This window comes from Streptomyces sp. NPDC088246 (genome assembly GCF_044741025.1).
GTDB lineage: Bacteria > Actinomycetota > Actinomycetes > Streptomycetales > Streptomycetaceae > Streptomyces.
The window spans coordinates 38,055-49,983 of record NZ_JBIURV010000022.1 but is presented as its reverse complement, the minus strand read 5'-3'; the positions used below and the strand labels follow the sequence as shown (position 1 = coordinate 49,983).

Here is an 11,929-nt window from a genome sequence, read left to right as displayed (position 1 = left end):
TCCGGGGGGGGGGGGGGGGGGGCGGGGGGGGGGGGGGGGGCCCGCCCCCCCCCCCCCCGCCCCGGCCAGGAACGGTGATGCCGACGACTCGGACCGACCGGCACATGGGGGGGGCGGCGTCGCGGAGCTGGGCACGCACTCCCCCAAGGCCTTAAGGGCCAGGGGGACCCCCTCCGGCGTTGTCGTCGGTCAACAACTCCCCCATAGCCCTGAAGGCATGGGGGGACCCCCTTCGCGTTGCTTCCCTCCTCCGCCTTGCACCTGCACGCACCCAGCCTCGCCCCTTCTCCCACCCCCCATGTGCCGGTCGGTCTCAGCAGGCCGCGCCGGCCCTGGGTCGGCCACGCCCGGCACGCTGTTCCTCTCCTTGGTCCCGGGCGCGGGCATGCTGGACGCGCCGGCCGTGACGCTGCTGGTGCAGTTGGCCGAGGTGGTGCTGACGACGCTGCTCAGTCTGCGGCTGCCGCGCAGGGTGGCGTGAGCACGGGGCGGCAACGGGGCACGGACAAGGGCGTGGGCCCGGATCACGAGGTGATCCGGGCCCACGGTCGTACGGGTGGCGAGGAGGCGTCAGCTCTGTGCCGGGGCGTCCTGCTCGGGCGCGCCCGCGCAGGCGGCGTCGTCCGACGACGGCTCCGTCTGCGCGGCGGAGGATCCGGACTGCGCGCGCTCACGCATCTTGCGCAGCAGCTCCTGCTTCTGCTCGGCAGCCGTCTTGCGGTCGGCATTGCGCGCAGAGCCCGCGCCCTGCTGCTCGGCGCGGGACAGCTTCTTGCGCTGTCCGCCCACACCGAGGAGGTTGTTGCGGCTCTTGGCCACGGCGTTCTCCCATTCGTGGTGAGAAGTGAGGTCTGAAACGACCTGGAATCGGTCCGATGGGCGGCGGGTGGTCGGACCCGCCGCGCTCTCACTCGTAAATCTGGAAGAACGAAGACATGCCGGAACCGTACCCCGGCCCGGCGTGCCCCCGCACCCGGTTTTCGGCCGGTCCGCGCGCCGGTCCCTGCGCCCGGCTCTCAGGCGGTCGGGTCGACCGTCGCCTGGTGGGCCTCGGCGAGATGTTCCTCGGCCTTGAGCCAGGGCAGGAACTGGACACCCTTGCGCCAGCCGCAGGTGTCGCAGCTCAGCTGCCGCTGCATCCCCGACTTCCGTACATGGACGACATGTTCACGGCCGTGCTGATCCCATCTGCTGACCTTGCTCGTGGTCATGGACGGCATCCGAGCCTCCTGTTGACGCATTGACGCGTTGACGCAACTGCTCAGCGTGGACAGTGTGCAACGAAGCCCCCGGTTCCGTACGAGGAACCGGGGGCTTCGCCGTGAAACCGTGGTGCGTCAGCAGCCCAGCAGTCGGGCGCCGAGGTAGGCCTGGATCTGGTCCAGGGAGACGCGCTCCTGCTTCATGGTGTCGCGCTCGCGTACGGTCACCGCGTTGTCGTCGAGGGTGTCGAAGTCGACGGTGACACAGAACGGCGTACCGATCTCGTCCTGACGACGGTAGCGGCGGCCGATGGCGCCCGCGTCGTCGAACTCGATGTTCCAGTTCTTCCGCAGGTCGGTCGCGAGGCCCTTGGCCTTCGGCGAGAGCTGCGGGTTGCGGGACAGCGGCAGGACGGCGACCTTGACCGGCGCGAGGCGCGGGTCGAGACGCATCACGGTGCGCTTCTCCATGACGCCCTTGGCGTTGGGCGCCTCGTCCTCGATGTAGGCGTCGAGGAGGAAGGCGAGCATCGCGCGGCCTACACCGGCTGCCGGCTCGATGACGTACGGAGTCCAGCGCTCGCCGGCCTCCTGGTCGAAGAAGGACAGGTCCGTGCCCGAGGCCTTGGAGTGCGCCTTGAGGTCGTAGTCCGTGCGGTTGGCCACGCCCTCCAGCTCGCCCCACTCGCTGCCGCCGAAGCGGAAGCGGTACTCGATGTCAGCGGTGCGCTTGGAGTAGTGCGAGAGCTTCTCCTGCGGGTGCTCGAACCACCGCATGTTCTCCTCGCGCAGGCCCAGGCCGGTGTACCAGTTCCAGCGCTGCTCCATCCAGTATTCCTGCCACTTCTCGTCCTCACCCGGCTTGACGAAGAACTCCATCTCCATCTGCTCGAACTCGCGGGTGCGGAAGATGAAGTTGCCCGGAGTGATCTCGTTCCGGAAGGACTTGCCCATCTGGGCGATACCGAACGGCGGCTTCTTGCGCGAAGTCTGCTGCACCTGGCCGAAGTTGGTGAAGATGCCCTGCGCGGTCTCGGGACGCAGATAGGCGACCGAGCCGGAGTCCTGGGTCGGGCCGAGGTGGGTGGAGAGCAGACCCGAGAACTGCTTGGGCTCGGTGAACGTGCCCTTGTTGCCGCAGTTGGGGCAGTTGAGCTCGGCCAGACCGTTCGCGGGCGCGTGGCCGTGCTTCTCCTCGTACGCCTCCTCCAGGTGGTCGGCGCGGAAGCGCTTGTGGCAGGAGGTGCACTCGGTCAGCGGGTCGGTGAACGTGGCGACGTGACCGGAGGCAACCCAGACCTCGGGGGCCAGGATGACCGACGAGTCGAGTCCGACCACGTCGTCGCGCGAGGTGACCATGTAGCGCCACCACTGGCGCTTGAGGTTCTCCTTCAGCTCGACGCCCAGCGGCCCGTAGTCCCAGGCGGCACGCTGACCACCGTAGATCTCACTGCAGGGATAGACGAAGCCACGGCGCTTGCTCAGGCTGACGATGGAGTCGATCTTGTCGGCGGCCACGGTGCTCTCTTCATTACGACGACGAAATTGGACAGGGGTGGCGCGAAGCGCCTCGGTGGGGGTGGTGGTCGGGAGACGGGCGGGCGAATGCTTCAGATTACCGGCGGGCACGCCCCTTCGATCAAATCGGTATCGGCGCGGACGGCCGAGCGGTCATCTCATCAGCCTTGTTGACAATCGTTTCCAGTTTTGTTGAAAATGACTGTCATGAACGTAAGCCGCCTCATACCCACAGCCGCCGTCGCCGGAGCGGTCGTCCTCGGCCTCACCGCCCTCACCGCCTGCTCCACCTCGGATGCCGCCGACCACAAGAACGGCGACAAGCTGAACGTGGTGGCCTCGTTCTATCCGATGCAGTTCCTGGCCGAGCAGATCGGCGGGAAGCACGTCTCGGTCACCACGCTGACCAAGCCGGGGGTCGAGCCGCACGATCTGGAACTCACCCCGCGGCAGATCGGCGGACTCGGCGACGCCGACTACATCCTGTACCTCAAGGGCATCCAGCCCGCCGTCGACGACGCCATCAAGCAGTCCGGCTCGAAGGACGTCGTCGACGCCTCGGCCCTCACCGTGCTGGAAGACCACGGCACCGAGACCGGGGCCGACGAACACGGTCATGAGCACCGCGGCGACGAGGCCGGAGCCGACCCCCACATCTGGCTGGACCCGGTGAAGTACGCCGAGGTCGCCAAGGGCGTCGGAAAGTCCCTGGAGAAGACCGACCCCGACCACGCCGCGGACTACCGCAAGAACACGGACGCGCTGGTCGACAAGCTCGACGCGTTGAACACGGCGTACGAGACGGGCCTGAAGAACACCGCGACCAAGACCTTCATCACCACCCACTCCGCCTTCGGGTACCTCGCCGAGCGCTACGGCCTCACCCAGGAGGGCGTCGCCGGAGTCGACCCCGAGGCCGAGCCCAGCCCCGCCCGGATCAGCGAGATCCACGCCGTCGCGAAGAAGAACAAGGTCACCACCGTATTCTTCGAGACGCTCGCCAGCGACAAGACCGCGAAGACCCTCGCCAAGGACACCGGCCTGAAGACCGACGTCCTGGACCCCCTGGAGGGAATCACGGACAAGTCCAAGGGCGATGACTACATCGAGGTCATGCAGTCCAATCTCGCCGCCCTGCAGAAGGCGCTCGGCGCGAAGTGACCCACGTAACACTCGCCACAGCAGCATCGGAGGCGCTCATGTCCGAGCCCGGGAGCACCACGACCGAACCCGTGATAGCCCTGCGCGGCGCCACGGCCACGCTCGGCGCGCGTCCGGTGCTGCGCGGCATCGACCTGACCGTCCACCGCGGCGAGGTCGTCGCCCTGCTCGGCGCCAACGGCTCGGGCAAGTCGACCGCCGTACGCTCCGTCATCGGCCAGGTCCCGCTCACCGGCGGCTCCATCGAACTGTTCGGCACCCCACTGCGCCGCTTCCGCAGCTGGGCGCGCATCGGTTACGTACCCCAGCGCACCACGGCGGCCGGCGGGGTGCCCGCCACGATCCGTGAGGTCGTCTCCTCCGGGCGCCTGTCCCGTACGAAACTGGGGCTGCTCCGCAAGGCCGACCGGGCCGCCGTCGACCGGGCCATCGACCTCGTGGGCCTCGCCGACCGGGCCAAGGACTCCGTGAGCGCGCTCTCCGGCGGGCAGCACCAGCGGGTGCTGATCGCCCGGGCGCTGGCCGCCGAACCGGAGCTGCTGATCATGGACGAGCCGATGGCCGGCGTCGACCTGGCCAGCCAGGAGATCCTCGCCGCGACGCTCCGCGAACAGGTCGCGGCCGGCACCACGGTGCTGCTCGTGCTGCACGAGCTCGGCCCGCTGGAGCCGCTGATCGACCGCGCGATCGTGCTGCGCGACGGCTGTGTGATGCACGACGGACCGCCCCCGAAGGCGCTGGGCCAGCACGCCCTGCCCGGCCACGACCATGTACACCCCCACGCGGCCTCCGAGCCCGTCCGGACGGGACTGCTGAGCTGATCATGGAATTCCTCGACCCTCCCTTCATGCAGCGGGCCCTGCTCGCCGCCGTACTGGTCGGCGTCATCGCCCCCGCCGTCGGCATCTACCTCGTCCAGCGCCGCCAGGCCCTGATGGGCGACGGCATCGGCCATATCGCGATGACCGGTGTCGGCCTCGGCTTCCTGCTCTCCACCAGCCCGGTGTGGATGGCCACGGCGGTCGCCGTCATCGGCGCCGTCGCGATGGAGCTGATCCGCTGGTACGGACGCACCCGCGGCGACATCGCGCTGGCCATGCTGTTCTACGGCGGCATGGCGGGCGGCGTCCTGCTGATCAACCTCTCCGACACCGGCTCCAACGCCAACCTCACCTCGTACCTCTTCGGCTCCCTCTCCACGGTCTCCACCGAGGACATCACCGCGATCTGCCTGCTGGCCGCCTTCGTGCTGCTGGTGACGCTGGGGCTGCGCCGGCAACTGTTCGCGGTCAGCCAGGACGAGGAGTTCGCCCGGGTCACCGGGCTGCCGGTGCGCGCACTGAATCTGCTGGTCGCCGTGACGGCGGCGGTGACGGTCACCGTGGCGATGCGGGTCGTCGGGCTGCTGCTGGTCAGCGCGCTGATGGTGGTGCCGGTCGCGGCCGCCCAGCAGATCTCCAGGTCCTTCAAGGTGACGTTCGTACTGTCCGTCGTCATCGGTACGGCGGTGACCCTGGCCGGCACCGTGACCTCGTACTACCAGGACGTCCCGCCCGGCGCGACGATCGTGCTGCTGGCCATCGTGGTCTTCGTCGCCCTGACGCTGCTCGCGACCCCGCTGGCCAGAAGGCGCGCCCGCCGGAGCGAAGCGGCGTCCGAGGAGTGCACTCTTGAGGTACCGGCCTCCCGCCCGGCCACGGACGAACTCCGGGTTTGACCGTGGTGCCCGGACGGGCTGGCACAATGGCCCGACACAGGTACGGGCGACACGAGGAGGCTGCTGTGGCGACGGCGCCGATCAGTGGAACGAACGCGGCCCCGGTACGCGGCCGGTCGACCCGGCAGCGGGCGGCGGTGGCTGCGGCGCTCGACGAGGTGGACGAGTTCCGCAGCGCCCAGGAGCTGCACGACGTGCTCAAGCACCGCGGTGACTCGGTCGGGCTGACCACCGTCTACCGCACGCTTCAGTCCCTCGCCGATGCGGGCGAGGTCGATGTGCTGCGCACCACGGACGGCGAGTCCGTGTACCGGCGCTGCTCGACCGGCGACCACCACCACCATCTGGTGTGCCGGATGTGCGGCAAGGCCGTGGAGGTCGAGGGGCCCGCGGTGGAGCAGTGGGCGGAGACGATCGCCGCGCAGCACGGGTATGTGAACGTGGCCCACACGGTGGAGATCTTCGGGACGTGTGCGGAGTGCGCGAGCGCGAAGGGATGACGGTCCGGGGGCGGCGCCCCCGGACCCCCCTGCCTCAGCCCTTCGGCTCCTGGGCCGCCTCCACCGCACCGCCGAAGCGCCGGTCCCGCTGGGCGAACTCCAGGCATGCCCGCCACAGGTCGCGACGGTCGAAGTCCGGCCAGAGCACGTCCTGGAAGACCATCTCGGCGTATGCGCTCTGCCAGATCAGGTAGTTGGACGTGCGCTGCTCGCCACTGGGGCGGACGAAGAGGTCGACGTCCGGCATGTCCGGGTAGTAGATGTACTTCGCGAACGTCTTCTCGTTGACCTTGGACGGGTCCAGCTTCCCGGCCGCGACGTCCTCGGCAATGCGCTGCGCGGCGTCGGCGATTTCGGCCCTGCCGCCGTAGTTGACGCAGAAGTACAGCGTCATCTTGTCGTTGTCCTTCGTCTGCTCCTGGGCGACCTGGAGCTCCTGGACGACGGACTTCCACAGCTTCGGCATGCGCCCCACCCAGCGGATGCGGATGCCCAGTTCGTCCATCTCGTCGCGGCGGCGGCGGATGACGTCCCGGTTGAAGTTCATCAGGAACTTCACTTCCTCCGGGGACCGCTTCCAGTTCTCCGTGGAGAACGCGTACAGCGAGAGGTTCTTGACGCCCATCTCGATGCAGCCCTTGAGGACGTCCATGACGACGCCCTCGCCGACCTTGTGGCCCTCGGTGCGCGGGAGGCCGCGTTCCTTGGCCCAGCGGCCGTTGCCGTCCATCACGACGGCGACGTGCTTGGGCACCAGCTCGCCGGGGATCTTCGGGGGCGTGGCACCGGAGGGGTGCGGCTCCGGGGTCTTGTAGTCGCGCCGGTTACGGCCGCCGAGAATCCCGCGTACTGCCATGAACTGTCTCGCTCCCTGTGTCTGATCTGCCTGTGTCACTTCTCTACGTACCGCAGTGAGCGCAGTCCGCGCTCCAGATGCCAGTGCAGATAGGCGGACACCAGTCCGCTGCCCTCCCTGACATGACGCGCCTCGCACGCGTCCGCCGTCTCCCAGTCGCCGGTGAGCAGCGCGCTCAGCAGGGTGACGGCCTCAGCCGAGGGTACGACGCTGCCGGGTACCCGGCAGTCGCCGCATATGACGCCGCCTGCCGCGACGGAGAAGAACCGGTTCGGTCCGGGCATTCCGCACTTCGCGCAGTCCTCGAAGCTGGGTGCGTAGCCATTGACGGCGAGCGAACGCAGCAGGAAGGCGTCGAGGACGAGATGCGGCTCGTGTTCGCCGCGGGCGAGGGTGCGCAGCCCTCCGACGAGCAGCAGGTACTGCTGAACCGCGGGCTCGCCCTCGTGGTCGGTGAACCGCTCGGCGGTCTCCAGCATCGCGGTGCCCGCGGTATAGCGGGCGTAATCGGTCACGATGCCGCCGCCGTACGGGGCGATCGTCTCGCTCTGGGTGCAGAGCGGCAGACCGCGGCCGATCAGCTCGCTGCCCCGGGCGAAGAACTGCACGTCGACGTGGGAGAAAGGTTCCAGCCGTGCCCCGAACTTGGACTTCGTACGCCGCACGCCGCGCGCGACGGCCCGCACCCGGCCGTGGCCGCGGGTCAGGATCGTGATGATCCGGTCGGCCTCGCCCAGCTTCTGCGTGCGCAGCACCACGCCGTCGTCCCGGAACAAGCTCATGCGTCCATTGTCCGGTACGGGAACGGCTCATCGGGCCCGCCCCCGGGCCGGGGCCGCTCACTTTCCGTCCGCCCCACCGGCGGCCGGTACGACCAGCCCCGATTCGTACGCGACGATCACCAGCTGGGCCCGGTCGCGGGCGCCGACCTTGCCCATGATCCGGCTGACATGGGTCTTCGCGGTGAGCGGGCTGAGGCCGAGGGTCTCGGCGATCTCGGCGTTGTTCAGCCCGCGCCCGACGAGGCAGAGCACCTGACGCTCCCGTTCGGAGAGGCGGTCCGGACCGCCCGGTACTCCGGCGGGCGGGGTCCGGGGGCTGCTCAGCAGCCTGGCGATGAGCCGGGCGGTCGGCCCGGGCGAGAGCAGGGACTCGCCCGCCGCCACGGTCCTGATGGCGGCCAGGAGCTCGGCGGGCCTGGTGTCCTTGACGAGAAAGCCACAGGCGCCCGCGCGCAGTGCGTCGACGATGTGTTCATCGGTGTCGTACGTGGTCAGGACCAGCACCTTCACTCCGGCGAGGTGTTCGTCGGCGGCGATGCGGCGGGTCGCCTCGATGCCGTCGAGCTCGGGCATCCGGATGTCCATGACGACGAGGTCGGGCCGGTGCGCGCGGGTCAGCTCGACGGCTTCGAGACCGTTGCTTGCCTGGCCGACGACCTCCATGTCCCGGTCGGACTCGACAAGCATCGCGAAGGCCGCCCGTACCAGGGTCTGGTCGTCGGCGAGCAGTACGCGGATCATGGTGTGGCCTCCACCTCCTGGAACGGCAGCAGCGCCGAGACCTCGAATCCGCCTCCGGGGCGGGGTCCCGCGTCCAGCGTGCCGCCCGTGCTGCGGGCCCGTTCCCGCATGCCCACAATGCCGAACCCTGGTGCGGAACCGCCCTTCGGGGGTCCTGTGCCGTCGTCGGTGACGGTGACTCGCAGCGCGTTGCCGCCGTCCGGTGCCACGGCGACCCTGACCTGTACACCGGCTCCCGCGTGCCGTACCGCGTTGGTCAGCGACTCCTGCACGATGCGGTACGCGGCCGCGCCGGTCGCCGGGGCGAGCCGGCCGGCCGGTGCGCGTACCGCGAGGTCGACGTGTGCCCCGGCCGCCTCGGCGGCCCGTACGAGACCGGGCAGCGCCGCCAGATCGGGCAACGGGCCTTCGGCGTCGTGCCGGCCGTGACTGTCGTGCCTGCCGTCGCGCAGCACCTCCAGGGTGGTGCGCAGCTCGGCCCGGGCCTCCCGGCAGGTGTCGGCGATGTCCTCGAGCGATGCGGCGATCGCGCGCCGGTCGAGCCGGTCCGGGTCGACGGTCAGGATGTGCGACGCCACCGAGGTCTGGACGCCGATGAGGGTGATGCTGTGGGCCAGCAGATCGTGCAGATCGCGGGCGATCCGCAGCCGTTCCTCGGCGACCCGCCGCCGGGCCTCCTCCTCACGGGTGCGTTCGGCGCGTTCGGCGCGTTCCAGCACGGAGGCCATGTACTGGCGGTAGACGCGCATGTCGACGCCGCAGAACAGCACGGCGACGATCCAGCCCGAGATACGCAGCAGTTGCAAGCCCTCATGGGTGTTGATGGTGAGCACCACCGTCACCATGACGGACAGGACGCCGACCCCGGTCAGCACTGTGCGCAGCGGACGGCCGGTCACCGCCACGGTGTAGAGGGCGATCCAGGTCTGCGGCATCGGCGCCGTGTGCGCGTTGTCGAGCGCGTGGTACGGGATGAGGAGCGCAATCATGGCGAGCAGCGCGAGCAGCGGGTTGCGCCGCCGCCAGACGATCGGCACGGCGCTCGCGATGAGCAGCACCCAGCCGAGCGCGTCGGGCGACCGGGCGGTGTCGGTGAGAAGGGCCAGTACGGCGCAGAGCGCACCGGCGCCCCCGGCTATGAGGGCGTCGGTGCGCGTCTTGTGCGGTGCTTCCATGGGGTCGCGGTTGACGACGGCCAGGATGCGCTCACGACGGCGCGTGGTTCGGGACACGCTTGCCATCCTCCGGTACGGGTGGGTGAACCGTCAGGCGGTTGTGAGGAGTTCGGGTTCGCGGGGGCCGTCCGGTGCGGCGGGGGTCCGGCTGAGCGCGCCCGGCCACCAGATCTTCCGCTGGAGTGCCACGCTCGCCGAGGTGACCAGATAGGTGCGGACGAGGAAGGTGTCGAGGAGTACGCCGACGGCGACGACGAAGCCCATCTGGACCAGGCTCACGATCGGCATGTTCAGCAGGACCCCGAAGGTGGCCGCGAGGACCAGGCCCGCCGAGGCGATCACGCCGCCCGTGGTGCGCAGCGCGGTGAGCGCGGCGGTGGTCGGCGTAGCGCCGGAGAGGGTCTCCTCGCGGACCCGGTGCATCAGGAAGATGCCGTAGTCGACGCCGAGCGCCACCAGGAAGACGAAGCTCAGCAGCGGCAGCCCGGGGTCGGTGCCCTTCATGCCGAAGAGCGGTCCGAAGACGAGTCCGCCGATGCCGAGCGAGGCGCCCCACACGGCGACGACGGCGGCGACGAGCAGCAGCGGCGCGACGAGGCTGCGCAGCAGGGCGATCAGGATCAGCAGGACGGAGATCAGGACGAGCGGGACGACGGCCTTGAGGTCGCGGTCATTGGCCGTCTCCGCGTCCATCTGCTGGGCACTGGGCCCGCCGACATGGCTGCCGTCCAAGGAGTCGCGCAGGGTCTCGATGGTCGCCCGCTCCCCCGGTGATTCGGGCCGGTCGGTGGCGACGACGGACAGTTCGGTCCAGCCGCCGCCGCTGCGGCCGCGTGCGACGGCGGCGACGCCCTCGGTGGCACGGGCCTCGGCCAGGGTCGCACCGGCCCGTTCGGTGGGGGTGATCACGGTGATCGGCTGGGTGGAGCGGCCTGGATAGGCGGCGGCAAGGGTCTGCATCGCCGCGATCGACTCCGGCTTGCTGGAGAAGGAGTCCTCCTGCTTGAGATCTCCGGGCAGGTTGAACGCGCCGAGCGCCAGCGCGCCCAGCAGCACGCCTCCGCAGGCGAGCACGGCCACCGGCCTGCGCCCGGCCGTACCGCCCATCGCGGCGAACAGCGAACGTCGCCGAGCGGGCACGCCACCGTACGCGGGGACGAGCGGCCAGAACACCCGGCGGCCGAGCAGTACCAGCAGCGCCGGCAGCAGTGTCGTCATGGCGAGCAGCGCGCAGAGCACCCCGACGGCGGCGATGGGGCCCATGCCCCGGCTGCTGCTGAGGTCGGCCGCGAGCAGGCACAGCAGGCCGGCGGCGACGGTGCCCGAGGAGGCGACGACCGCGGGCCCGCAGCCGCGCAGGGCGGCGGCCATGGCGTCGTACGGCCGGGCGAAGCGGCTGAGTTCCTCCCGGTAGCGGGAGACGAGCAGCAGCGCGTAGTCGGTGCCCGCGCCGAAGACGAGGATGGTCATCACGGCGGAGCTCTGGCCGGTGACGGTGACGTCGAAGCCGCGGTTGAGCCCGTACACCACGGCCATGGACAGGGCGTCGGCGACGCCCGCGACGACGAGCGGCACCAGCCACAGCAGCGGGCTGCGGTAGATGAGGATCAGCAGGATCGCCACGACGGCGACGGTCGTGTAGAGCAGCGGTCCGCCGAGGGACGCGTAGACCTTCTTCGCGTCGGTGTTCAGCGCCCCCGGGCCGCCGACGTCGACGCTCAGTCCGCCGCCGCCCTCGGCGACCGCGCGGACGTCGTCGACGAAGGCGTTCCTGGCGTCGTCGTCCTGTCCCGGGCCGGTGGAGGAGACCGGGTACATCAGCGTCGTACCGTCCTCGGACGGGACGGCGCGCGGGGTCCCGGTGAGCGGGTGACCGCTCGCGATCCGGGCGGTCTGCTCGGCGGCCAGGGTCCGGTCGGCGGCGGTCAGTCCACCGTCGCGGTGGTAGACGAGCACGAGTTCGGTGGCCTCACCGCCGGGCAGCGCGTCCTGGACCTTCGCCACCTGGGTGGAGTCGGCGCTCGCCGGGAGGTAGTCGACGGCACGGTTGGTCTGTACGCCGCCGAGCTTGCCCGCCAACGGCCCGGCGAGCGCGATCGCGGCGACCCAGAGCGCCAGGATCGCCCAGGGCAGTACGTGCCGCCGGTTGCGTGGCCGCGACCGCGTACCACGTGATTCCACTACGGCCCTCATGACGGGCCCCCTTCCGCCGGGTGTCTGGTTCCTGTCCAGACTCCCGGCGCAAAGCGGCCGGTACGTCGCGCCCGGGGCCGACTT

The 11,929-nt window shown here is 70.2% G+C and carries 12 protein-coding genes and 1 pseudogene; 5 read left to right on the top strand and 8 right to left on the bottom strand.

From position 1 onward, the window contains the following. Positions 1-334: 334 nt before the first annotated feature. Positions 335-481: pseudogene (locus tag ACIPEK_RS27660) on the top strand (MFS transporter); the annotation flags it as partial. An 89-nt stretch (positions 482-570) separates the two neighbouring features. Here ACIPEK_RS27660 and ACIPEK_RS27655 read toward each other — a convergent pair. The 3 genes from ACIPEK_RS27655 to ACIPEK_RS27645 form a co-directional block, all read right to left on the bottom strand. Then, on the bottom strand, positions 571-819 hold the full coding sequence (locus tag ACIPEK_RS27655) for a DUF6243 family protein (protein ID WP_402001231.1): 249 nt from the start codon (positions 817-819) through the stop codon (positions 571-573). Between the two features lie 197 nt (positions 820-1,016). Beyond that, entirely contained in the window at positions 1,017-1,220 is a 204-nt protein-coding gene (locus tag ACIPEK_RS27650; RefSeq protein ID WP_266361629.1) for a hypothetical protein, read from the bottom strand. 117 nt (positions 1,221-1,337) lie between these two features. Beyond that, on the bottom strand, positions 1,338-2,720 hold the full coding sequence (locus ACIPEK_RS27645; RefSeq protein WP_383037465.1) for a glycine--tRNA ligase: 1,383 nt from the start codon (positions 2,718-2,720) through the stop codon (positions 1,338-1,340). A gap of 207 nt (positions 2,721-2,927) precedes the next feature. Between ACIPEK_RS27645 and ACIPEK_RS27640 the strand changes: the two genes are divergently transcribed. The 4 genes from ACIPEK_RS27640 (at position 2,928) to ACIPEK_RS27625 (ending at position 6,098) form a co-directional block, all read left to right on the top strand. After that, positions 2,928-3,881 (top strand): metal ABC transporter substrate-binding protein, encoded by a 954-nt coding sequence (locus ACIPEK_RS27640; protein WP_402001227.1) that lies wholly within the window; start codon positions 2,928-2,930, stop codon positions 3,879-3,881. A 38-nt stretch (positions 3,882-3,919) separates the two neighbouring features. Beyond that, positions 3,920-4,702, top strand: coding sequence for a metal ABC transporter ATP-binding protein (locus ACIPEK_RS27635; protein WP_402001224.1), 783 nt, complete (start codon positions 3,920-3,922; stop codon positions 4,700-4,702). Positions 4,703-4,704: 2 nt separating this feature from the next. Further along, a complete protein-coding gene (locus tag ACIPEK_RS27630; protein ID WP_402001221.1) occupies positions 4,705-5,598 on the top strand; it encodes a metal ABC transporter permease in 894 nt (297 codons plus the stop codon). Between the two features lie 65 nt (positions 5,599-5,663). After that, entirely contained in the window at positions 5,664-6,098 is a 435-nt protein-coding gene (locus tag ACIPEK_RS27625) for a Fur family transcriptional regulator (RefSeq protein WP_266361624.1), read from the top strand. 34 nt (positions 6,099-6,132) lie between these two features. On the opposite strand, the gene ACIPEK_RS27620 is transcribed toward ACIPEK_RS27625, so the two are convergent. Genes ACIPEK_RS27620 through ACIPEK_RS27600 form a run of 5 tightly spaced genes read right to left on the bottom strand, consistent with a single transcriptional unit; the run spans position 6,133 to position 11,845 of the window. After that, positions 6,133-6,954, bottom strand: a complete 822-nt coding sequence (locus ACIPEK_RS27620; protein WP_383070280.1) for an isoprenyl transferase — start codon at positions 6,952-6,954, stop codon at positions 6,133-6,135. Between the two features lie 35 nt (positions 6,955-6,989). After that, positions 6,990-7,736, bottom strand: coding sequence for a DNA repair protein RecO (gene recO / locus ACIPEK_RS27615; RefSeq protein WP_093897111.1), 747 nt, complete (start codon positions 7,734-7,736; stop codon positions 6,990-6,992). A 57-nt stretch (positions 7,737-7,793) separates the two neighbouring features. Then, positions 7,794-8,477, bottom strand: a complete 684-nt coding sequence (locus ACIPEK_RS27610; protein WP_402001216.1) for a response regulator — start codon at positions 8,475-8,477, stop codon at positions 7,794-7,796. Then, positions 8,474-9,718 carry a sensor histidine kinase gene (locus ACIPEK_RS27605; RefSeq protein ID WP_402001214.1) on the bottom strand — a complete coding sequence of 415 codons (1,245 nt, stop codon included), beginning with the start codon at positions 9,716-9,718 and terminating at the stop codon, positions 8,474-8,476. Before ACIPEK_RS27605 ends, ACIPEK_RS27610 begins: the two co-directional genes overlap by 4 nt. A 24-nt stretch (positions 9,719-9,742) precedes the next feature. Further along, complete coding sequence (locus ACIPEK_RS27600) at positions 9,743-11,845, bottom strand: MMPL family transporter (protein ID WP_402001211.1); 2,103 nt, start codon at positions 11,843-11,845, stop codon at positions 9,743-9,745. Positions 11,846-11,929 lie beyond the last annotated feature (84 nt).

Excerpts from the sequence above, each read along its gene's own strand:
- ACIPEK_RS27650 (WP_266361629.1), bottom strand. The coding sequence starts at position 1,220 with ATGCCGTCCATGACCACGAGCAAGGTCAGCAGATGGGATCAGCACGGC.
- ACIPEK_RS27640 (WP_402001227.1), top strand. The coding sequence starts at position 2,928 with ATGAACGTAAGCCGCCTCATACCCACAGCCGCCGTCGCCGGAGCGGTC.
- ACIPEK_RS27635 (WP_402001224.1), top strand. The coding sequence starts at position 3,920 with ATGTCCGAGCCCGGGAGCACCACGACCGAACCCGTGATAGCCCTGCGC.
- ACIPEK_RS27630 (WP_402001221.1), top strand. The coding sequence starts at position 4,705 with ATGGAATTCCTCGACCCTCCCTTCATGCAGCGGGCCCTGCTCGCCGCC.
- ACIPEK_RS27620 (WP_383070280.1), bottom strand. The coding sequence starts at position 6,954 with ATGGCAGTACGCGGGATTCTCGGCGGCCGTAACCGGCGCGACTACAAG.
- recO (WP_093897111.1), bottom strand. The coding sequence starts at position 7,736 with ATGAGCTTGTTCCGGGACGACGGCGTGGTGCTGCGCACGCAGAAGCTG.
- ACIPEK_RS27610 (WP_402001216.1), bottom strand. The coding sequence starts at position 8,477 with ATGATCCGCGTACTGCTCGCCGACGACCAGACCCTGGTACGGGCGGCC.
- ACIPEK_RS27605 (WP_402001214.1), bottom strand. The coding sequence starts at position 9,718 with ATGGCAAGCGTGTCCCGAACCACGCGCCGTCGTGAGCGCATCCTGGCC.
- ACIPEK_RS27600 (WP_402001211.1), bottom strand. The coding sequence starts at position 11,845 with ATGAGGGCCGTAGTGGAATCACGTGGTACGCGGTCGCGGCCACGCAAC.